Source organism: Nocardia nepalensis (genome assembly GCF_048910785.1).
In the GTDB taxonomy this organism is placed as follows: Bacteria; Actinomycetota; Actinomycetes; order Mycobacteriales; family Mycobacteriaceae; genus Nocardia; species Nocardia nepalensis.
In genome coordinates, this window is sequence record NZ_JBKBET010000021.1 from 151489 (window position 1) to 170909 (window position 19421).

The window sequence follows — 19421 nt, forward strand, 5'->3', positions numbered from 1 at the left end:
CGACTTACGATCGAGCTCGAGCCCACACCGATGAATCCGCGTCGCCCGCGACGTCGATAGGGGTGGGGACGAACTCTAGGAGGATCGCGTGGACCTACCGGTCATGCCACCTGTCCGGCCGATGCTGGCGAAAACGGCGCCGTCCGTACCGCGGGAGCCGGGCCTGAGTTACGAACCGAAATGGGACGGTTTTCGCTGCGTGGTGTTCCGCGACGGCGACGAAGTGGAACTCGGTTCACGCAACGACCGGCCACTCACCCGCTATTTCCCGGAGGTCGCCGAACTGCTGAAGGCTGCGCTGCCGGATAAATGCGTGGTGGACGGGGAAATCGTGGTTGTCACCGATGAGGGACTGGATTTCGACACCCTGCAGAACCGGCTGCATCCCGCGGCCTCGCGCGTCAACAAGCTGGCCAAGGAAACACCGGCCAGCTTCGTCGCATTCGATCTGCTCGCACTCGGCGATAAGGATCTGACCGGCGAACCGTTCGCCGAACGCAGGCGGCTGCTGGAGACCATTCTCGACACCGAACTCGCCCGGGTGCATCTGACCCCGATCACCCAGGATCCCGATGTCGCCGAGGACTGGTTCACCCGCTTCGAGGGCGCCGGCTTCGACGGCGTCATGGTCAAGGCCGACAATCTGTCCTATCTGCAGGACAAGCGGGTGATGCTCAAGGTCAAGCACGAGCGCACCGCGGACTGTGTGGTGGCCGGTTTCCGATGGCACAAGGATGGCGCGGGCGTCGGGTCGCTGCTGCTCGGACTGTTCGACGACGAGGGCAATATGCATCACGTCGGGGTGGCGAGCAGTTTCACAGCGGCCAAACGCAAGTCGCTGGTGGACGAGCTGCAACCATTGCGGGAGAACGCATTGGAGAACCATCCGTGGCGCGAATGGGCGGACGCGGCGGCGCAGGCCAAGGCCGATGGCAAGATGCCCGGCGGGGTGAGCCGATGGACCGGCGGCAAGGATCTGTCCTGGGAGGCCCTGCGTCCGGAATTGGTCGCCGAGGTCCGCTACGAACATGTGCAGTCCGGCCGATTGCGCCACGGCGGCAGGCTGGTTCGCTTCCGCGCCGACCGCACACCGCAGTCGTGTACCTACGCCCAGCTCGATGAGGTCGCACCGGCCGAGTTGAGCGCCATCTTCGGCGAAGCCCGGGGGCAGTGATGGGCGAGTCGGTCGATATCGAGGTGGACGGCAGATCCGTCGCCATCAGCAATCCCGGCAAGGTCTATTTCAATAAACGCGGCGAGACGAAACTCGATCTCGTCCATTACTACCAGGCCGTCGCCGAGCCCTTCCTGAAGGTGGTTCGCGATCGGCCGCTGTTGCTGGAGCGGTATCCGGATGGGGCGTCCGGTAAGTCGTGGTTCCAGAAGCGGGTGCCGAAATCCGCGCCGGACTGGCTGCACACCGTCGAGGTCGCCACGCCCAACGGCACCACCAGCGACGCCCTCGTCGCACACGATCTCGCGCATATTCTGTGGGCGGTCAACCAGGGCTGCCTGGGCTTCCACGTCTGGCCCAACCGCGTCGACGATCTGAATATCGCCGATGAGCTGCGCATCGATCTGGATCCGTCCCCGGGCATCACCTTCGACGATCTCAAACACGCCGCCGTGCTCACCCGTGAACTGTTCACCGAACTGGGCATCGATTCCCGGATCAAGACCTCCGGCTCGCGCGGACTGCATATTTACGTTGCGCTGGAACCGAAATGGGACGGCTATCAGGTGCGCGCCGCCGCGGTGGCGCTGGCCAGGGAGTTGGAGCGGCGGCATCCGGACCGGATCACCGCGCAGTGGTGGAAGGAGGAACGCGGCACCCGCGTCTTCGTCGACTTCAACCAGAATGCCCCGCACAAGACGGTTTTCGGTGCGTGGTGCGTGCGGCCGAAGGTCGGCGCGCAGGTGTCGACGCCGATCGCCTGGTCGGATCTGGACACCGTCGTCCCGGAGGAGTTGACCATCGCCACCGTCCCCGCGCGGCTGGCCGAATTCGGTGACCCGTGGGCGGATCGTCCGGCCCAATCCATCGAGCCGCTGCTGAAAATGTCGGAGCGGGATATGGCCGCCGGCCTCATGGACGCACCGTGGCCGCCGCAGTATCCGAAGATGCCCAACGAGCCACCGCGGGTACAGCCGAGCCGGGCCAAGAAGGCGGATCCGGAAGGCTAGCTACCCGAAGGCTATTCCGTCCACAGCACCCACACCTTGCTCTCACAGGTGAGTGCGCGCCCGTCCGCCGTGCGGGCGCTCTTCGCCGAACCATCGCATTTGGTCCCGGCCTCCGCGACGGTGCCGCCGATCGTGTACGGCCCGTTCCACTGGTAGACGCCGCCGCTGGCCAGGCACAGCAGGGTGGAGCCGTCCGCACCGGTGCCGATGCGACCCGGCTCGGTGCACACCGTGCCCTTCTTCGGAACCACGGTCGGCGCGGCGGTCGTGGTGACCGGGGGTGCGACCGTCGGCGCCACCGTGGGCTGCGGGACGGCGGTCTGGGCGATGGTCGAGGGCAGCGCGACACTCGACACGGTCGGGGTTCGGTTCGCCCCGGAAAGCGCATCGGAGAAGTTGGTGCCGGTCAGCACGACATATCCGGCGATGCCGACCACCTCGATCACACCGAGCAGCAGCGCGCACACCGCCATCGTCTTGCCGCGCGGATGACTGAAGGCGATGAACCCGAATACGATCGCGACCGGGAACAGGCCCAGCAGGGCGGCAACCAGGGCGACGATCGCGTACGGATTGACGATGGGCGGAACCTCGACCCGCAGTCGACCGGCCCGGCGACTCCGGTTCGCAGGCTCGGCCTCGGGCCAGCGGTCGTTGGGGTCCGGGTCCGGCCACCGGCCGATCGGCCCCATCTCCTGCTCGTACTCCTCCGGCTGCGCTTCCGGCCAGCGCTCGCGCTCACGGTTGTCCGTCCGTGCCATCCAGGTCCCTCTTCCACACCACCAAACCGCGCAGGAACCTCGAACTGCCCGGACCCGCCCCGATACCGACAAAGAATAGGGGCCAACGGCCGCAACATCATCCGAAACGGCCGATCAATCGTCATCAAACCGTAATCGCGAAAGCCGCCATGTCAAAACGGACGGTACTCCCCACTGGCGAGGAGGTATTCGGCCCGGTACCGGCCTAGGGCCGGAGTAACAAACCGGCAAACACATTCGCGGATCGAAGCCGCGAGGTACATGCTGGTCACAACAGCGAACGACCGACCCGGTGACTTCAGTTTCTCAGGAGGATCCATGCGCGGCGAAACCGATTCGACAAAACGGCATGCCCGGCCGTGGCACTCCCATGCCGGCGATCTACTCGGTGACGACTACAACGTTCCCGGCATAATTCTGTGTGCGCTCGGCATCGTCGCCATGGCCTGCACGCTGACCGCGGCCGGTTACGGCTTCATCGGGTGGACGCAGATCGGCGCGATCGCCACGGCCGGTCTGTGGATCACGGGAATCGGCGCGCTGCTGGTGGAGCATCGCCGCGAGGAAGTCATCGAGTTGAAGTACGGACGGCACGGACACGCGCCGGGACATGTGCGGCCGGTGCGCTACAGCGCCACCGAGCGCAGGATCGCATCGGGTGAGAGCACTTCTGAATTGACGAGGTAGCCCCCGGGGTCAGCGCCCGCGGTCCACCTTCGGCATGGTGTCGGTCATCAGCGTCATCAGCAGATCGGCGAGTAATACATGCACCTGCTCGCGGGTGAGCGTGCCGCGCGTGATCCATTCCCGCCCCGCGACTTTCACCAGACCACCGAATGCGCGGACCATCGCCCGCAATTCGGCACTGTGGGCCGATTCCGCGCGCCCCACCATCAGCAGCATCCGCTCGGCGGCCGCGTCATCGGCCTGGTCCAGGATGTGCTGCACCTCGGGATCGTCGCCGACGCCCTCGTGGCTGGTCACCTTGACCCAGGTGCTGCCGTGTTCGGAGATCACATCCAACAGCCAGTGCACGCTGGCCTCGACGCGCTCGCGATCCGTGCCGGTGGGCGCGACCATATCGTCGAGGCGCGGCAGGGTGACCATTCGGCGCACGACCGCGAGATACAGGTCGCGCTTATTGCCGAAGTAATGATTGATCAGCCCGCGCGCGACCCCGGCGCGCTGTGCGAGTTCGGCGGTGGACACCGCCGCGTACGGCCGCTCGCCGAACATGTCGATCGCGCACTCGAGGATCTGCGCGCGTCGCTCGTCCGGCTCCAGCCGGCGTCTGCGCGGCTGCGCCTCCGTGTTGTCTCGAGCGACCCGCAAGCGATCGCCAGCGGCGATCTCAGAGTGACCTGGCAATGAGATCCTTCATTACCTCGTTGCTGCCCGCGAGGATGCGCAGCACGCGGGCACCGGTGTAGAGCTGGGAAATCGGATACTCCGTCATGTAGCCGTAGCCGCCGAACAGTTGCAGGCAGCGGTCAACCACAATACCGAGTTGGTCGGTGAGCCAGTACTTCGACATTGCAGCGGTGGGAATATCGAGTTCGCCGCGCAGATGCTTGACGATGCAGTCGTCCAGGAAGATCCGGCTCACGTGCGCGATGGTCGCGCATTCGGCCATCTCGAATTTGGTGTTCTGCATCGCGAACAGTGGCTTGCCGAAGGCCTCGCGGCCCTTGGTGTACTCGACGGTCAGCTGGACGGCCTTTTCCATCATGGCGACGGCGAGGATGCCGGTGACCAGCCGCTCCTGGGCCAGCAGCTGCATCATCTGATAGAAGCCCTGGCCTTCGGCCTCGCCGAGCAGATTCGACGCGGGCACACGCAGCCCGTCGAAGAACAGCTCCGCGGTGTCCTGGGCCTTGCCGCCGATCTTGTTGAGGATGCGGCCGCGCTTGAAGCCCGGGGTGTCGTCGCCGACCTCGGCGAAGATCAGGGAGACACCCGCCGCGCCCTTGGTCGGGTCGGTCTTGGCGGCGATGATGATGCCGTCGCAGAGCCAGCCATTGGTGATGAAGATCTTCGAGCCGGTGATGACGTATTCGTCACCCTCCCGGACGGCGCGGGTCTTGATGTTCTGCAGATCCGAACCGGTGCCCGGTTCGGTCATGCCGATCGAGAGCACCATTTCACCGGTCGCGGCCTTGGGCAGCACCCGCTGTTTGAGGTCTTCGGTGCCGAAGTGGTGGATATAGGGCGCGATGATCGAGGTGTGCACGGCCATACCCATCGAGCCGTCACCGGCGAACGCCTGCTCCTCGATGATGGCGGCCTCGTGCGCGAAGGTGCCGCCACCGCCGCCGTATTCGGTCGGGATCGCGGTGCACAGCAGGCCGAGCTCACCGGCCCGGTTGTACAGCGCGCGGTCGGGATGCCCCTGGGCGACGAACTTCTCCTCGTGCGGGACGACTTCCTTCTCGAAGAAGTTTCTCGCCAGTTCCCGGACTGCCTCGACCTCGTCGTCACTCCATGCGGCGCGTGCCATCGCAGAAATCCTTTGCTCGTGCGCGCGGGCCTGTCGCACCCACGTCTCGTCAACAGCGTCGCGCACTATTGGCACGATGTCAACAAAGCGGGTGCGCGGCGGGTCGAGGCGGGTTTACTAGGAGGAAGGCGGATCAGCCGGTCGGGCGCTGGGCCTGGTTGACGGCCGCGAGCGAGGTGAAGATCGGGGTATCCGGATCGGCCGAGATCCCCTGCCGACGCAGGAATCCATCGATCAGACCCCAGACGAATTCGGTGGCCTGGTCGACGAATTCGGACGTCCCCTCGGGCCGCCGGGGATCCGCGTCGCCGAGCCACAGGTCGGTGATCGCGACGACGACACCGACGACCGCGCGGGCCAGATAGTCGATGCCGGTGGCATCGATCGGGATGGATTCGGCGACTTCGCGGGCCTGCCCGGCGAATCGGCCCGCGGCCGCGCGGCCCAGATCGAATTGCAACACCGAACCGTCCGCGTGCTGGGTGACGTGTGCTTGGCCGAGGAAGCGAAAGACATTGGGGTGCTGCAGGATACTGTCGGCGTAGCCGGTGAGCACGCGGCGCAGCGCGACCCGCGGCGGTTGCAGCATCAGCGTGAGATCGTTGCCCGCGGCCGCCGCGGCGGATTTCGCCATCCGGTCGCCGATCTCGGTGTAGAGGTCGGCCTTATCGGCGAACTGGCGGTACAGGCGTGGTTTGGTGATCCTGGCCTCACGGGCGATGTCGTCCATGCTCGGGCGCGGGCCGTCCCGGTCGATCACCCGAATGGCGGCGTCGACGATCTCTGCGCGGGTGATCGTCCGCGGCGCGGATCTATCCGAACGAGCCATGGCCCGGAGCATACACGTACCGGCGGTACGCACTCCCGAGCCACCTAAACCCCTAGTCGACAAGGTGATATACGTGACCGACTTCATAGTCGACCGCGGTTTCGACCCATTGATTTCGGTTCATTCGTACTGTCAGTATCGGATCACGTACCGGCGGTACAAACGCAGTACCCAGGCATCGATCGAGGCAAGAAAATGACCGAACAGCTCGACTCCCCCGACCCGACCGGCGCCCGACGCCCGTACCGACAGTCGACCGTGGACGGCGCGCACGGTGACCTGGCCGTCTTCGAATGGGGCGCCCTCGACGCCGAACCCCTGGTACTGGTGCACGGTCTCTCCGATACCCACCTGGTGTGGTCCGCGGTGGCGGCGCTGCTGGCCGACGGGTTCCGGGTCATCGCCTACGACGTGCGCGGACACGGGCGATCCGCGAAACCCGGTGCGCCGCAGGATTATCGACTCGATGCGCTGTCCGAGGATTTCTTCGCGCTGATCGATGCGGTCAGCCCGAAGCGGCCGGTGCACGTCTGCGGGCACGGCTGGGGCGCGGTGCAGGCGTGGGAGGCGGTCTGCGATTCGCGCGCCAATACCCGGATCGCCTCGTTCACCGCCGTCGCCGGCCCAAATCTCGATCATGTCGGAATGACGCTGCGCGAGTTGGCAGCTCAACCGCGACGCGCGCTCCAGCTGGTGGCCGACCGGAAATTCTGGCGGCACGGGGCCGGATCGGCGCAGACCGCCGCACAGCGAATCGCCTACCCGCCACGGGTGCGCACCTGGTTGATCGAACGGCTCGGCGGCGTCTCCCGCGCGTATGCGCCCATCGCCCCGACCTGGCGCACGGACCTGGGCGCGGGTGCGCGGATCGCGGTGGCCAATCTCGCGCACCATCTGCTGTGGCCGCGCGAGCGCAGCACCGCGGTGCCGGTGCAGCTGGTCGTGGACACCACCGACGTACTGGTGCCGCCGTTCCTCTATTACGGCAGCGCACGCTGGGTGGATCGGCTCTGGCGCTGCCCGATTCCGGCCGATCACTGGCTGCCGGTGACCGAGCCGCTGCTCGTCGCCGAGGCCATTGCCAATTTCGTCGAGGATCTGCACGCCGCCAACGCCAGCATCCCGCAGCAGTGAGACCGAAATCCGCCATCGGAGAGCGATATTCATGCCCGACGCAGCCAGCACACTGACCCGCACGCTGGGCGCTGCACTGCCCGACGAGTTCGGTCGGCTCACCGACGCCGAACTCGCCGAGCTCGACCGCCTGCTCGGCGCGGCCCTGACCGGACGCGCCGAAAGGCTGGACGCGGCAACGGAATCCTCGCTCCAGCTGATTCCGCGGCTCATGCGCCCGGCCGTCAAGAAGGCATTGGGTCTATGAGCAGCCAGTTGCTCACCCGCGCCGAGACGACCAAACTCGCTCGCCTGCTGGACATCTCGGATCCGGCGCAGCTGCACTTCCTCGCCGAGCTGCCGCCGGAGGCGATCCGTGCCTTCCGCGAGCGGGCCACCGACCTGCTCTTCGGGCCCGAATCGGTGATATCGCAGCGGGTCTCGGCGACGAGGTGCTCGACGCGCTGCTCGAAGCGGTCCGCGAACTCGACGCCTGGGCGACCCTGCTGCCGGTGACCAGCACGATGAGTGGCGATAGCCTGCGGATTCTGGCCGAAAGGCCTACTGTGCAAGACGAATCCGCGCTCGGCTCGATCATGGATGTCGCCTTGGACCAAGGACTGTGGCTCGACCTGTTGCCCTTGGCCGTGCATCTGCGGCCCGCGCAATTGGCCGTCATCGCTACCCGGGTCGCCGAGAAGCCGGACGACGAACTCGCCGAACGGGCGATCGCGTGCGGTCGGGATCGGGTGGGCGAACTGCTGCGTGACGCATGGGTCCCACCAGCGGTGGTCGGTCTGAATGGCCGGGTAAACGATCGAGATGGTACTTTGCGCGCATGACCGGACCGGGGGAACAGCAGAACCAGCCCAACGACGCCTGGTGGGCGCAGGAGCAGCCGCCACAGGGGCAGCAGTATTCGCAATCGGATCCGACGATGGTCGGGCAGCCCGGCCTTCAACTGCCGTCGCAGCCCGCGATTCCGGTCGCGGGACAACAGCCCGGTACTGCGCAGCAGCAGCCCGCTGATCCGACGATGGTGCGGCAGCCGTTCGACCAGGCGGGGGCCGCGCCTGCCGGGTATCAATCCGGGACCGGCTACCAGCAGCCCGGATATCACCAGTCCTCGCCCGGATATCCGCAGCCGGGATTCCAGCAGGCCGGGGCCGCACCGGGATTCCCGCAGGCAGGGTCTCCGCAGGCCGCGCCGGGATTCCAACAGCCCGCGCCGGGATTCCAGCAGGCTGCACCAGGATTCGAGCAGCCCGCGCCGGGACTCCAGCAAGCTGCACCAGGATTCGCGCAACCCGCGCCAGGATTCCAGCAGAGCACACCAGGATCCGCACAGCCAGCACCCGGATACCCCCAGAGCGCACCAGGATTCGAGCAACCCGCGCCGGGATTGCCCCAAAATGCACCAGGCTCCGCGCAGCACGCACCCGGATTCCAGCAGCCGGCGCCTGGGTACCAGCAGCCCGCCGGATTCCAGCCCGCTCCCGGATTCCAGCAGCAGGCACCCGGATACCAGCCGCCGAAATCCGGTGGCAAAGGCTGGCTCTGGGCACTCGGCGCGATCGTGCTCACCTCCGCGATCTGGGCGGTCGCGATGTTCGCGATCGGCGCCTTCGACGCGGGCAAGGCCGATATCAGCAAGGATGCCGACCTGCGCGGCTACAAGTACATCGACAATCTCTGCGATATCACCGACACCTCGCCCTACACCAGCGCGGGTTTCGCGCTGTCGAAGTCCGATTCCTCGGGCGACACCTACCCCAAGCACGAGGGCTCCAAGCACGCCGCGGTCGATTCGATGGGCTGCGATGTCCGCTTCACCCCGTCCGGGTCGAGCGAGAAGTACGACTACGCCGCGATCTACACCAGCGCGCAGGTGCACAAGCAGACCAACCCGGGGCCGGAATTCGCCGCGACGTACGAGACCTGGACGCAGAGCGAATACGGTAAGAACGCGAAGGTCGACAAGGTCTCCGGACTCGGCGACGAGGCATATGTGATCACCGGCAAGCACAAGTCCGACGATCCGACGGCCGATGTCTCGCTGGCCGTGCGCGACGGCTGGACCACCTACCACATCAGCTGGTCGCAGTATTCGTCCAGTTCATCGAAGTCATCGGGCAAGATCCTCAGTGCCTCCGACGCCACCGAGCTGCTGAAGAAGACAGCCAACTCGACATTGAGCAAGCTGCGCAAATAGCCGGCGTCCGGTCGGTGCGGGACCGCCGCGCCGACCGGTCGTAACCGCGAATGCGACAATGACTGGGTCAACCTCCCTGTTTCACGAAGGACAAACCCGCATTCCGATGGCCGAGAACACCGCGTCGACGTTTACCGCACCAGCGCCGAGCGGCCCCGCCATCGACCCCGATGAGCTGGCGATCTGCCTGCGGGTGCTCGAACAGGCCGGGCGGTTGGACAAGGACGACCCGGATTCGATCGCGGTGCAGCGCGCCGTCGGCCACATGTTCAAGAAGCTCAAGCAGCGCCGCCGGACCGAGGCCAGGGATGCGGTCGCCGAGGCGGACCGAGCGGTGGTTTCGGCGACCGCGACCGGATCGCCGAATCGGATCGATGACGAGACCGCGGGCATTCCACTGACCTCGAATGCGGCGGGCGCCAGCGCGGGCACCCTGATCCGGCCGCGGCCCTGCTATATCTGCAAACAGCGCTACACCCGGGTCGACGCGTTCTATCACCAGCTGTGCCCGGACTGCGCGGCGAGCAGTCACGCAAAACGGGACGCTCGTACCGATCTCACCGGCCGTCGCGCCCTGCTGACCGGCGGTCGCGCCAAAATCGGCATGTACATCGCGCTGCGGCTGCTGCGCGATGGTGCGCACACCACCATCACCACCCGCTTCCCCAATGACGCCATCCGCCGCTTCGCCGCCATGGACGACAGCGCCGACTGGCTGCACCGCCTGCGCATCGTCGGCATCGATCTCCGGGATCCGGCCCAGGTCGTCGCGCTCGCCGACGATGTCGCGGCACAGGGTCCGCTCGACATTCTGATCAACAATGCCGCCCAGACCGTGCGCCGCTCCCCCGGCGCCTACAGCGCGCTGGTCGACGCCGAATCCGGTCCGCTGCCCGCGGGCGCGCTGCCGGATGTGGTGACCTTCGGCAAGACTATGCAGGCGCACCCCACCGCGCTCACCGCCTCGCTGACCCCGACCCTGTCCTCCGCCGATGTCGCCGAACTGGCGCTCGTCGCGGGCTCGGCCACGCCGGAACGCATTTCGCGCGGCATCGCGATCGACGCCGGTGGTCTGGTACCGGATCTGGCGCACACCAACAGCTGGGTGCAGACCGTCGCCGAGGTGGACCCGACCGAACTCCTCGAGGTTCAGCTGTGCAATTCGGTCGCGCCGTTCATCCTGGTCTCCCGGCTGCGCCCGGCCATGGCCGCCGCCGCGGCCCGCCGCAAGTACGTCGTGAACGTCTCCGCCATGGAAGGCCAGTTCTCCCGCGCCTACAAGGGTGCGGGCCACCCGCACACCAATATGGCCAAGGCGGCACTGAACATGCTGACCCGCACCAGCGCCCGCGAAATGTTCGAAGAGGATTCCATCCTGATGACCGCCGTCGACACCGGCTGGATCACCGACGAACGGCCGCACTACACCAAGGTCCGCCTCGCCGAGGAGGGTTTCCACGCTCCCCTCGACCTGGTCGACGGCGCCGCGCGCGTCTACGACCCGATCATCCAGGGCGAAACCGGCAACGACCTCTACGGCTGCTTCCTCAAGGACTACCAACCCTCACCCTGGTGAAAACGGCCTCGCGGCGAGCAGAATCGCGGTGATATCGCTACGAGGATTGGAGGGCTGCTGTGACCGCATCCGGTGGGCTCGGCGCGACACTGCGCGATCGGCTTCCGTTCCTGCGCTGGTCGGTGATCCGGTTCGCACTCGGCGGGCGCAACGTGCTGCGCACCGGCCAGGTCGGTGACGGGCGGGAGCAGGCATTGCTGGATCACGTCCGCGCCACCGCGACCGCGGGCGATATCGACAGCGTGATCGCCGCCGTCGACTACTTCGCGCGCAATCGCAGCGTGCTGATGAATATCGGCGATGAGAAAGGCCTGATCCTCGATGCCGCCATCCGGCGCGCAGCGCCGCGACTGCTGCTCGAACTCGGCACATACTGCGGCTACAGTGCGTTGCGGACGGCTCGGGTGATGCCGCCCGAGGCGCGTCTGGTCTCGGTGGAGGCGAGCTCCGCCAATGCCGCCATCGCCAGGGCGGTCCTCGACCACGCGGGTCTGAGCGAGCGGGTCACGGTGGTCGAAGGCAAGATCGGTGACGGCGGGGCGACACTGCGCCGACTCGCCGTCGACCACGACTTCGGCCGCGGCGCACTGGATTTCCTGTTCATCGATCATTTGAAGTCCGCCTATCTGCCGGACCTGCGGTCGATCATGGCCGCCGGATGGCTGCACCCGGGTTCGATCGTGGTGGCCGACAATGTGAAGGTGCCCGGCGCACCCGGATATCGGCGCTATATGAGCGAGCGCGAGGGCACCGAATGGCGGACCATCGAGCACAAGACGCACCTCGAATATCAGTCGTTGCTCACCGACCTGGTGCTGGAGTCCGAATACCTCGGCTGACGTCGGAGCCGCGACCGGAGTCGCATCCCGCGACTACGCTGGCAATATGCTGTACCGGCTGCTGGCCGATGCCGCTGCCGCGGTGCATTTCGTGTTCGTGGCGTATGTGGTGGTCGGCGGGTTCGTGGCGTGGCGATGGCCGCGCACCATTTGGCTGCATCTGATCGCATTCGGGTGGGGGTTCAGCACGGTTTTGTTCGGATTCGACTGTCCGCTCACGAATTTGGAGAATTGGGCGCGGCATCGGGCGGGTGTGGCCGGGCTCCCGCCGAGCGGGTTCATCGACCACTATTTGACCGGGGTGATCTATCCGGAGAACGCGTTGGGGTTGGTACGCGCGTTGGTCGCGGTGTGCGTGCTGGTGTCCTGGGCAGGTTACCTACGGAGGGTCCGGGCAATGAGGTCGGCGACCTCGGAGACCTTATCGTCGAGGTAGAAGTGGCCACCGGGGAAGACAGTGTGCTCGAACGAGCCGCGGGTGTGCTCGCGCCACTGTTCGGCCTGTTCCGGTGACATGGTCGGATCTTCGGTGCTGACCAGCGCCGAGACATCGCAGGACAGCGGGGCGCCCTCGAGGTAGCGGTAGGTTTCGATGGTCTGGTAGTCGCTGCGCACGGCTGGCAGCACCAGTTCGGCGAGGCCGGGTTCCTCGCGCAGGATCCGGACCGACGCGGGATCGGTTGCCAGGCGCTCCAGGTCGCCGATCAGGTCGTCGTCGGAACCGAGGTGTAGGCGACCCTCCTCGACGAAAGTCGGCGCGGGACGACCGGATACGAAAAGCGTGGTGAGCGTTTGCCCCTTGCGCTCCAGGCGGCGTGCGGTTTCGAAGGCCACGGTCGCGCCCATGCTGTGACCGAACAGCGAAAGTCGCTGCACCGGACCCTGATTCAGCACCTCGTCCACGATCCGATCGGCGAGGGTGTCCATATCGTCGAGCGCGGGCTCACCGAGCCGGTCCTGCCGACCCGGATACTGGACGGCCGCGACGGCGATGCCGTCGTCGAAACATTCGGCCAGCGCGCGATACGCGGTAACCGAACCACCGCCCGGCGGGAAGCACAGCAGCTGGTGGCGCGGCGCGGGATGCGCCCGCAGCACCCGCAGCCAGTCCGTCGCGACAATGGCTCTGCCCACGTCGATCTCCTTCTCCGTCAAAAGCATTCCGCACCCGCCGATACCGGAATCGGCGGGTAAACAGCAGCGTTCAGCCGAGATATGTTCCGTACCAATCCAAGACCCGATGCCATGCCTCGGCGGCGGCCGCCGGGTTGTAGCGGGGGCCGGTGTCGTTGAAGAAGGCGTGGTCGGCATTCGAGGCGACATAGATCTCATGGGTGAGGCCAGCGCGCTCCAGCGCCGCTTCCGCGGTGGGGCGCGAGGCGATCACCCGCTCGTCCTTGGCGGCGTAGATCCCGAGCACCGCGGCCTTCGAGCCGGACAGCTCCCCGTTTTCCGGGAAGGGTCCGTAAAACGGTGTCGCCGCAGCGAGTTCCGGGGTGCCCGCCGACAGCAGCAGCCAGACCAGTCCGCCCCCGAAGCAGAACCCGGTGGCGCCCACCTTCTTCCCCGGCACCCGGCGTTCCAGTTCGGCGATTCCGGCCTGCAGATCGCCGATGAACTGCTGCGGCGCGATCTTGCCGAGTTCGGCGGTGGCCGCCGCCGGATCGGTGAACGCGGCGGTGCCGCCGAGTTCGGACAGCAGGTCGACGGCCAGCGCGGAGTATCCGGCGCCCGCGAAACGTCCTGTCACCGAACGGATATGGTCGGTGAGTCCCTTGTTCTCGTGGATGACCAGCACACCGCCCCGCGGCTGCGCCGCGGCCGCCCATGCGGCCTGTAGAGGACGACCGCCAGGGCCGGAAAAGGTGACCGCAGTGGTAGCGACCGCGCCGCTCACACCCGGCGGCGCCGACGATGTCGAGGCGGTGGACGAGGAGTTCGCGTGATCGCCACCACGCGAGCAGGCGGCCAACAAAGCGACCGCGGCGGTGGCGCCGACGCCCAGCATCCCTAGTCGGCGCAATGCTTCCCGGCGGCCGATCAATCCGTCGGCATGGTCGGTGGCGATCTCCTCGGCGATGTAACGCTGCAGCGGCGTCATGGCCCCGACCCTACTACTGCGTCACAACAACTACTCTCGGTCTCGTGATTGCGCACGAACAGCTGGTCCGCGACTACGAATCCGGAATCGGTGTCCCCGCCTCCGACACCACCCCATCCGCCGATCCGGGCGGCTGTTTGGCTGCGACGCTGCCGGTTTGGGCGCTGGCCGCCGGATCGGTGGCCGCGGTGACGGCGGCGGCGAACCGCATACGGGAGGCACACCAGCTGAACCCGGTGCTGCACCGGCTGGATCCGGACCGGATCACCGCCGCCTTCTCCAGTGAGCGTCTGCTGCGCATCGGCGGTGCGGCCCCTGCCATATTCGCCGATCTGTCCGGGTTCTTCCCGACCTTCGACGGCTGGGTGCGCACACACGCCAACTATCCGCACCATCGCGCGAGACTGCTCGGCGCGCTCGGACTGCCCGCCGAGGCACCCGTCGATCTGGCGGTCGCGCACATGGCGATGAGCCGCGCCAGCGATATCGAGGAACTCGCGGCCGCGCACGGCGCGATCGCGGTCCAGGTGCGCACCGAGGAGGAATGGGCGGCCAGTCCGCAGGGCCAGGCCGCCGCATCGGGTCCACTGGTGGCGATCGACGCCCGAATCGATCGCGGCGAGATCGGGTTGCCGATCGGCGCGTCGCCGTTGCAGCCGCTGCGTGGCGTCCGGGTGCTCGATCTGACACGCGTGATCGCCGGACCCGTGGCGACCAGAACGCTGGCACTGCTCGGCGCCGAGGTGCTGCGGATCGACCCGCCGCGGCTACCCGAGATCCCCTGGCAGTATCACGACACCTGCCAGGGCAAACGCTCCACGCTGCTCGATCTGCGCGGGCAGCTGCCGCTGGTCAATGACCTGCTCGCCGCCGCCGACGTGCTGATCACCGGATATCGGCCCGGTGCACTCGAACATGCCGGGCTCACCGCCGCTCGCCGTCCCGGCCTCGTGCACGGCCGGATATCCGCGTGGGGCGAATCCGGCCCCTGGGGTCGGCGCCGCGGTTTCGACAGCATCGTGCAGGCCGCGGCCGGCATTTCGATCATCGAGGGCGCGCCCGCGGTGCCGGGGGCGCTGCCCGCGCAGGCGCTCGATCACGCCTCCGGCTACCTGCTGGCCGCCGGTGTGATCGATGCGCTCGTCGCCCGTGCCCATGACGGCATCGGGCGCGATGTCCGAGTCGCGTTGGCGCGCACCGCATCCTGGCTGCTCACCGCATCCGGCCGCACCCCGCGTCATCCGCAGGCCGCACCGCCGAGCCCGCTGGCGGCGGTCAGGAACGGCAATGTGACCACCGCGGCGCCGGTGCTCGCCGAATATCCCGACTACGCCTGGCCCGCACCGCGGTACGGCGCTGACCGACCTACTTGGCCATTGCCCACGCGATAGCACTCGCGGCCCGCTGGTGGCCACCGGCGGCGAGCCGGACAGCAGTCGGATCGGTGCTGACCGGTCAGGGCTCGCCGGCCAGGGCCGCAATGGCCTTGGCCAGTCGCGCGCCGTCGGGCAGGTTGTCGCCACGGGTGATCGTCCACAGGATGCCGAGTCCCTGGGTGAGTACGAAATACAGCTCGGCGATCGCCTGAGCGGTGTCCGCGTCGAGGTCCGGACGGGATTCAGCCAGCGCTCGACCGATATCGTCGTATGCGCCGGTGAGACTTTCGGACATGAACGTCTGCGATTCCGGCGTCCGCGCGACGCGCACCAGATTCTCCAGACTCGCCAGCATGCCTTCGCGGTTGTCCTCGAAGACCTGCGGCATCTCGTTCCACATCCGCGCGAATGCCGCCAGCGGCGGCTGACCGGCGCCGTCGCGGATCAGCGCCTCCATCCGGTCGCCGATATCGGTGCCGAGGGCCTCCGCCAGCGCCTCGGTGATCAGCCGATCCTTGGACCCGAAGTGATAGCCGATGGCGGCCAGGCTCACCCCCGCGGCCGCGGCGATATCGCGGGCGGTCGTCTTCGCCACGCCGCGTTCGATGATGGCCTTACGCGCCCCCGCTAATAGGTCTTCACGGTTTCCCATGAGGTCCAGCCTACACTTGGGTTAGACATTTGTACTAGACGTTCGTGCCAACATGTGTTACACATACGTCTAACACATTCGTCCGACAGATTGGCCCCGGTCATGAGCACCACCAACGCACTCCACATCCTCATCAGCGGCGGCGGCATCGCCGGCAACGCGCTGGCGCTGCAACTGCTGCGCGCGGGCATCCGCACCACCGTCGTGGAGCGCTCCGCCACGCCGCGCCCCGGCGGTCAGGCCGTCGACCTGCGCGGGCCCAGCCGCGATGTCGCCGAGCGGATGGGACTCATGCCGGGCATCCGCAAATATCAGCTCGACGAACGCGGCATGGCCTACGTCGACGAGCACGGCCGGGAGTTCGCCAGGATGCCCGCGGAGATGTTCGAGGGCAAGGGTCCGGTGGCCGAGATCGAAATCACCCGAGGCGATTTGAACCAGGTGCTGCTCACCGAACTGGCCAGCACGGCGGGCGAACTCGACTACCGCTACGGCGACTGGATCGAAGCGCTGCACCAGGACGACACCGGGGTCGAGGTCACCTTCGCGTCCGGTCGCACCGAACGCTTCGATCTGGTCGTCGGCGCCGACGGAGTGCATTCGGCGACCCGGCAACTCGCCTTCGGTCCGGAGGAACAGTTCGTCACCTATCTCGGTGGCTACATGTCCTTCTTCACCATGCCTACGCCCGCCGGAACCGAGCCGGGCTGGTTCAAGATGCATACGGTGCCCCGCGCCGCGGTCGCGATTCGCCCCGATGCCGATCCGGCCACCTCGAAGGCGATCATCACCGTGCGCACCGACGCCGATCCGGCGCTGCGCCGCGATGTGGCCGCGCAGCAGCGGCTCATCCACGACATGCTGGCCGAGGCGGGGTGGGAGACGCCCGCCGTACTGGACGCGATGAGCACGACCCCGGACTTCTATTTCGACATGCTGGCCCGCGTCGATATGCCATCGCTGTCCACCGGCCGGGTCACCCTGCTCGGCGACTCCGGCTTCTGCGGTTCCCCGATGACCGGTATGGGCACCGCCATGGCCATCGTCGGTGCGTACGTCCTGGCCGGTGAAATCGCCGCCGCTCCCGACGATCTCGCGACGGCGCTGACGCGTTATGCGGAGATCGTCACGCCGTTCCTGGACAAGGCCAAGGAACTGCCCGGCGGTGGCATCAAGATGATGCTGCCCACCTCGCGCATCGGCACACGGATGGCGCACGTCAGCATGCGGTTGATGACCTCGCGACTGCTCCGGCCGGTGATGATGCGGATGATGACCGACACCGACGACTACGAGTTGCCCTCCTACTGAACCTCGCGGCGGAGCAGCGGCATCGGCTCGCTAGGCTCGGGTAATGCGGCAAAAGATCATCATGGACGTCGATACCGGGATCGATGATTCACTCGCGCTGCTGTATCTGCTCGCCTCCCCGGAGGCCGAGATCGTCGGCATCGCCGCCACCGCGGGTAATGTGCCCGCGCCGCGGGTGGCGGCGAACAATCTCGCCTGGCTGGATGTGTGCCGAGCCCCCGACATCGAGGTCGCGCTCGGCGCCTCGGCACCGCTGGCGATCCCGTTGCGCACCACCGAGGACACGCACGGGCCGCAGGGCGTCGGTTATGCGGAGCTGCCGGAGTCCGCTCGTTCGCTATCGGCCCGGTCCGCCGCCCAGATGTGGGTCGATCTGGTGCGTGCGGCTCCCGGCGAGATCGTCGGGCTCTGCACCGGACCGCTGACCAATCTCGCGCTCGCCCTTCGGCTCGAGCCGCGACTTCCGCTGCTACTGCGGCGGCTGGTGATCATGGGCGGGGCCTTCAATCATCCCGGCAACACCACTCCGACCAACGAGTGGAATGTGCACGTGGACCCGGAGGCGGCCAAGGAGGTCTTCGACGCCTTCTCCGCCGCCCCCGCCGATCGACGGCCGATCGTGTGCGCGCTCGATATCACCGAAACCATCGAGATGCGGCCCAAGCATCTGGCGCTGCTCGCCGAGCGCGCGGGAAGCCTTCCCGTCGAAACGGTTTCGGAGACCGACCCGCCGGAGGCCAGGTCTGCGACGAGCAATCCCATCGTGCGCCATCTCACCGATGCGGTCCGGTTCTACTTCGACTTCCACAAGCTCTACGACCAGGGCTATCTCGCGCATATGCACGACCCGTTCGCGGCGGCCGTCGCGCTGGATCCCGGACTCGCCAGCATCCGACCGGCGACGGTCGACGTCGAACTCGTCGGCACCATCACCCGCGCCACGACGGTGGCGGACTGGGCCGGCATGTGGGGCCGGCAACCCAACGCGGACATCGTGATCGGTACCGATCCGGACGTGTTCTTCGAGCGGTTGATCGGCAGGGTCGGCGACTTCGCCCGTTCGGTCTATCCGCGGGAAGGGGCCCGATGACCGACGACGACAATACCTACCTCGCCGACTTCCGCACCCGGCTCGGCCTGCCCGGAATCATCGACGTCCATACCCATTTCATGCCGGAGCAGGTCATGGCCAAGGTGTGGGCGTACTTCGATTCGGCCGGTCCGCTGGTCGGGCGGGAGTGGCCGATCGCTTACCGCGACGATGAGCAGGTCCGGTTGAAGACATTGCGCGGCTTCGGTGTTCGCGCTTTCACCTCGCTGGTGTATCCGCACAAACCGGATATGGCGGCCTGGCTCAACGAATGGGCCGCCGATTTCGCCGAGCGCACCCCGGATTGCCTGCACACCGCGACGTTCTATCCCGAACATCACGCCGACAGTTACGTGGAGGCGGCCATCGAACGCGGTGCGCGGATATTCAAGGTCCATGTGCAGGTCGGCGACTTCCATCCCGGTGATCCGCTGCTGAATCCGGTGTGGGGCATGCTCGAGGACGCGCGGATACCGGTGCTGATCCACTGCGGCTCCGGACCGGCGCCCGGTGAATACACCGGTCCGGAGCCCATTGCCGGTCTGCTGCAGCGCTTTCCGCGCCTGCGGCTGATCATCGCGCATATGGGCACACCCGAGTATTCCGAATTCCTGGATCTGGCACAGGACTACCCGGACGTGCACCTGGACACGACGATGGTGTGGACCGACTTCTCTGAGGCGAATGCGCCGTTCCCCACCTCGGAGCACGGTAGGTTGCGCGACTTCGGCGACCGGATTCTGTTCGGCAGCGACTTCCCGAATATCCCGTATTCCTATGGTCATTCGATCTTCGCGCTGGAACGCCTCGACTTGGGCGACTCTTGGCTACAACAGGTCTGCTACCGAAATGCCGCTCGGCTCTTCGAGATCCAGTAATT

The 19421-nt window shown here is 66.9% G+C and carries 22 protein-coding genes; 15 read left to right on the forward strand and 7 right to left on the reverse strand.

Features of this window, described 5'->3' with window-relative positions; genetic code table 11:
- Positions 1 to 88 precede the first annotated feature (88 nt).
- On the forward strand, positions 89 to 1174 hold the full coding sequence (locus ACHQ4I_RS17575; protein WP_420772859.1) for an ATP-dependent DNA ligase: 1086 nt from the start codon (positions 89 to 91) through the stop codon (positions 1172 to 1174).
- A complete protein-coding gene (gene ligD / locus ACHQ4I_RS17580) occupies positions 1174 to 2184 on the forward strand; it encodes a non-homologous end-joining DNA ligase (protein WP_420772860.1) in 1011 nt (336 codons plus the stop codon). Before ACHQ4I_RS17575 ends, ligD begins: the two co-directional genes overlap by 1 nt.
- Before the next feature lie 11 nt (positions 2185 to 2195).
- Here the strand turns inward: ligD and ACHQ4I_RS17585 are convergent, their stop codons facing one another.
- On the reverse strand, positions 2196 to 2945 hold the full coding sequence (locus tag ACHQ4I_RS17585; RefSeq protein ID WP_420772861.1) for a DUF4190 domain-containing protein: 750 nt from the start codon (positions 2943 to 2945) through the stop codon (positions 2196 to 2198).
- Between the two features lie 318 nt (positions 2946 to 3263).
- Here ACHQ4I_RS17585 and ACHQ4I_RS17590 point away from each other — a divergent pair, with 318 nt between their 5' ends.
- On the forward strand, positions 3264 to 3632 hold the full coding sequence (locus ACHQ4I_RS17590; RefSeq protein WP_420772862.1) for a hypothetical protein: 369 nt from the start codon (positions 3264 to 3266) through the stop codon (positions 3630 to 3632).
- Between the two features lie 9 nt (positions 3633 to 3641).
- Here the strand turns inward: ACHQ4I_RS17590 and ACHQ4I_RS17595 are convergent, their stop codons facing one another.
- The 3 genes from ACHQ4I_RS17595 to ACHQ4I_RS17605 form a co-directional block, all read right to left on the reverse strand.
- Positions 3642 to 4277: a TetR/AcrR family transcriptional regulator gene (locus ACHQ4I_RS17595; RefSeq protein WP_420773086.1), complete on the reverse strand. Its 636-nt coding sequence runs from the start codon at positions 4275 to 4277 to the stop codon at positions 3642 to 3644.
- A gap of 19 nt (positions 4278 to 4296) precedes the next feature.
- Complete coding sequence (locus ACHQ4I_RS17600) at positions 4297 to 5442, reverse strand: acyl-CoA dehydrogenase family protein (RefSeq protein WP_420772863.1); 1146 nt, start codon at positions 5440 to 5442, stop codon at positions 4297 to 4299.
- A gap of 133 nt (positions 5443 to 5575) precedes the next feature.
- Positions 5576 to 6271: a TetR/AcrR family transcriptional regulator gene (locus ACHQ4I_RS17605; protein WP_420772864.1), complete on the reverse strand. Its 696-nt coding sequence runs from the start codon at positions 6269 to 6271 to the stop codon at positions 5576 to 5578.
- 195 nt (positions 6272 to 6466) lie between these two features.
- On the opposite strand from ACHQ4I_RS17605, the gene ACHQ4I_RS17610 reads away from it, so the two are divergent.
- From ACHQ4I_RS17610 to ACHQ4I_RS17645, 8 genes are all read left to right on the forward strand, one after another.
- Positions 6467 to 7405, forward strand: a complete 939-nt coding sequence (locus tag ACHQ4I_RS17610; RefSeq protein ID WP_420772865.1) for an alpha/beta fold hydrolase — start codon at positions 6467 to 6469, stop codon at positions 7403 to 7405.
- A gap of 31 nt (positions 7406 to 7436) precedes the next feature.
- Complete coding sequence (locus ACHQ4I_RS17615) at positions 7437 to 7652, forward strand: hypothetical protein (protein WP_420772866.1); 216 nt, start codon at positions 7437 to 7439, stop codon at positions 7650 to 7652.
- Entirely contained in the window at positions 7649 to 7900 is a 252-nt protein-coding gene (locus tag ACHQ4I_RS17620; protein WP_420772867.1) for a hypothetical protein, read from the forward strand. Before ACHQ4I_RS17615 ends, ACHQ4I_RS17620 begins: the two co-directional genes overlap by 4 nt.
- Positions 7897 to 8226: a hypothetical protein gene (locus ACHQ4I_RS17625; RefSeq protein WP_420772868.1), complete on the forward strand. Its 330-nt coding sequence runs from the start codon at positions 7897 to 7899 to the stop codon at positions 8224 to 8226. Before ACHQ4I_RS17620 ends, ACHQ4I_RS17625 begins: the two co-directional genes overlap by 4 nt.
- Positions 8223 to 9596 (forward strand): hypothetical protein, encoded by a 1374-nt coding sequence (locus ACHQ4I_RS17630; protein ID WP_420772869.1) that lies wholly within the window; start codon positions 8223 to 8225, stop codon positions 9594 to 9596. Before ACHQ4I_RS17625 ends, ACHQ4I_RS17630 begins: the two co-directional genes overlap by 4 nt.
- Positions 9597 to 9702: 106 nt before the next feature.
- The gene (locus tag ACHQ4I_RS17635) at positions 9703 to 11172 is read left to right on the forward strand and encodes an SDR family NAD(P)-dependent oxidoreductase (protein WP_420772870.1); all 1470 of its coding nucleotides are present in this window, start codon (positions 9703 to 9705) and stop codon (positions 11170 to 11172) included.
- Positions 11173 to 11231: 59 nt separating this feature from the next.
- Positions 11232 to 12011, forward strand: a complete 780-nt coding sequence (locus tag ACHQ4I_RS17640; protein ID WP_420772871.1) for an O-methyltransferase — start codon at positions 11232 to 11234, stop codon at positions 12009 to 12011.
- Positions 12012 to 12057: 46 nt separating this feature from the next.
- Positions 12058 to 12447: a DUF2784 domain-containing protein gene (locus tag ACHQ4I_RS17645; RefSeq protein WP_420772872.1), complete on the forward strand. Its 390-nt coding sequence runs from the start codon at positions 12058 to 12060 to the stop codon at positions 12445 to 12447.
- On the opposite strand, the gene ACHQ4I_RS17650 is transcribed toward ACHQ4I_RS17645, so the two are convergent.
- Together ACHQ4I_RS17650 and ACHQ4I_RS17655 are read right to left on the reverse strand one after the other, a co-directional pair.
- The gene (locus tag ACHQ4I_RS17650) at positions 12387 to 13145 is read right to left on the reverse strand and encodes a thioesterase II family protein (RefSeq protein ID WP_420772873.1); all 759 of its coding nucleotides are present in this window, start codon (positions 13143 to 13145) and stop codon (positions 12387 to 12389) included. The two genes, ACHQ4I_RS17645 and ACHQ4I_RS17650, sit on opposite strands and share 61 nt — an antisense overlap.
- A 70-nt stretch (positions 13146 to 13215) precedes the next feature.
- The gene (locus ACHQ4I_RS17655) at positions 13216 to 14112 is read right to left on the reverse strand and encodes a dienelactone hydrolase family protein (protein ID WP_420772874.1); all 897 of its coding nucleotides are present in this window, start codon (positions 14110 to 14112) and stop codon (positions 13216 to 13218) included.
- A gap of 44 nt (positions 14113 to 14156) precedes the next feature.
- Here ACHQ4I_RS17655 and ACHQ4I_RS17660 point away from each other — a divergent pair, with 44 nt between their 5' ends.
- Positions 14157 to 15503: a CoA transferase gene (locus ACHQ4I_RS17660; RefSeq protein ID WP_420772875.1), complete on the forward strand. Its 1347-nt coding sequence runs from the start codon at positions 14157 to 14159 to the stop codon at positions 15501 to 15503.
- A gap of 64 nt (positions 15504 to 15567) precedes the next feature.
- On the opposite strand, the gene ACHQ4I_RS17665 is transcribed toward ACHQ4I_RS17660, so the two are convergent.
- On the reverse strand, positions 15568 to 16140 hold the full coding sequence (locus ACHQ4I_RS17665; RefSeq protein WP_420772876.1) for a TetR family transcriptional regulator: 573 nt from the start codon (positions 16138 to 16140) through the stop codon (positions 15568 to 15570).
- 102 nt (positions 16141 to 16242) lie between these two features.
- Here ACHQ4I_RS17665 and ACHQ4I_RS17670 point away from each other — a divergent pair, with 102 nt between their 5' ends.
- From ACHQ4I_RS17670 to ACHQ4I_RS17680, 3 genes are read left to right on the forward strand one after another with little or no spacing between them, the layout of a single operon-like run.
- Positions 16243 to 17451: an FAD-dependent monooxygenase gene (locus ACHQ4I_RS17670; RefSeq protein WP_420772877.1), complete on the forward strand. Its 1209-nt coding sequence runs from the start codon at positions 16243 to 16245 to the stop codon at positions 17449 to 17451.
- A 43-nt stretch (positions 17452 to 17494) separates the two neighbouring features.
- Positions 17495 to 18541 carry a nucleoside hydrolase gene (locus ACHQ4I_RS17675; RefSeq protein ID WP_420772878.1) on the forward strand — a complete coding sequence of 349 codons (1047 nt, stop codon included), beginning with the start codon at positions 17495 to 17497 and terminating at the stop codon, positions 18539 to 18541.
- The gene (locus tag ACHQ4I_RS17680) at positions 18538 to 19419 is read left to right on the forward strand and encodes an amidohydrolase family protein (protein WP_420772879.1); all 882 of its coding nucleotides are present in this window, start codon (positions 18538 to 18540) and stop codon (positions 19417 to 19419) included. Before ACHQ4I_RS17675 ends, ACHQ4I_RS17680 begins: the two co-directional genes overlap by 4 nt.
- Positions 19420 to 19421: the final 2 nt, after the last annotated feature.

Bases quoted from the DNA above. Each gene is read 5' to 3' on its own strand.
- ligD (WP_420772860.1), top strand. From the start codon at position 1,174: ATGGGCGAGTCGGTCGATATCGAGGTGGACGGCAGATCCGTCGCCATC.
- ACHQ4I_RS17585 (WP_420772861.1), bottom strand. From the start codon at position 2,945: ATGGCACGGACGGACAACCGTGAGCGCGAGCGCTGGCCGGAAGCGCAG.
- ACHQ4I_RS17590 (WP_420772862.1), top strand. From the start codon at position 3,264: ATGCGCGGCGAAACCGATTCGACAAAACGGCATGCCCGGCCGTGGCAC.
- ACHQ4I_RS17600 (WP_420772863.1), bottom strand. From the start codon at position 5,442: ATGGCACGCGCCGCATGGAGTGACGACGAGGTCGAGGCAGTCCGGGAA.
- ACHQ4I_RS17605 (WP_420772864.1), bottom strand. From the start codon at position 6,271: ATGGCTCGTTCGGATAGATCCGCGCCGCGGACGATCACCCGCGCAGAG.
- ACHQ4I_RS17610 (WP_420772865.1), top strand. From the start codon at position 6,467: ATGACCGAACAGCTCGACTCCCCCGACCCGACCGGCGCCCGACGCCCG.
- ACHQ4I_RS17615 (WP_420772866.1), top strand. From the start codon at position 7,437: ATGCCCGACGCAGCCAGCACACTGACCCGCACGCTGGGCGCTGCACTG.
- ACHQ4I_RS17620 (WP_420772867.1), top strand. From the start codon at position 7,649: ATGAGCAGCCAGTTGCTCACCCGCGCCGAGACGACCAAACTCGCTCGC.
- ACHQ4I_RS17630 (WP_420772869.1), top strand. From the start codon at position 8,223: ATGACCGGACCGGGGGAACAGCAGAACCAGCCCAACGACGCCTGGTGG.
- ACHQ4I_RS17635 (WP_420772870.1), top strand. From the start codon at position 9,703: ATGGCCGAGAACACCGCGTCGACGTTTACCGCACCAGCGCCGAGCGGC.
- ACHQ4I_RS17645 (WP_420772872.1), top strand. From the start codon at position 12,058: ATGCTGTACCGGCTGCTGGCCGATGCCGCTGCCGCGGTGCATTTCGTG.
- ACHQ4I_RS17655 (WP_420772874.1), bottom strand. From the start codon at position 14,112: ATGACGCCGCTGCAGCGTTACATCGCCGAGGAGATCGCCACCGACCAT.
- ACHQ4I_RS17665 (WP_420772876.1), bottom strand. From the start codon at position 16,140: ATGGGAAACCGTGAAGACCTATTAGCGGGGGCGCGTAAGGCCATCATC.
- ACHQ4I_RS17670 (WP_420772877.1), top strand. From the start codon at position 16,243: ATGAGCACCACCAACGCACTCCACATCCTCATCAGCGGCGGCGGCATC.
- ACHQ4I_RS17675 (WP_420772878.1), top strand. From the start codon at position 17,495: ATGCGGCAAAAGATCATCATGGACGTCGATACCGGGATCGATGATTCA.
- ACHQ4I_RS17680 (WP_420772879.1), top strand. From the start codon at position 18,538: ATGACCGACGACGACAATACCTACCTCGCCGACTTCCGCACCCGGCTC.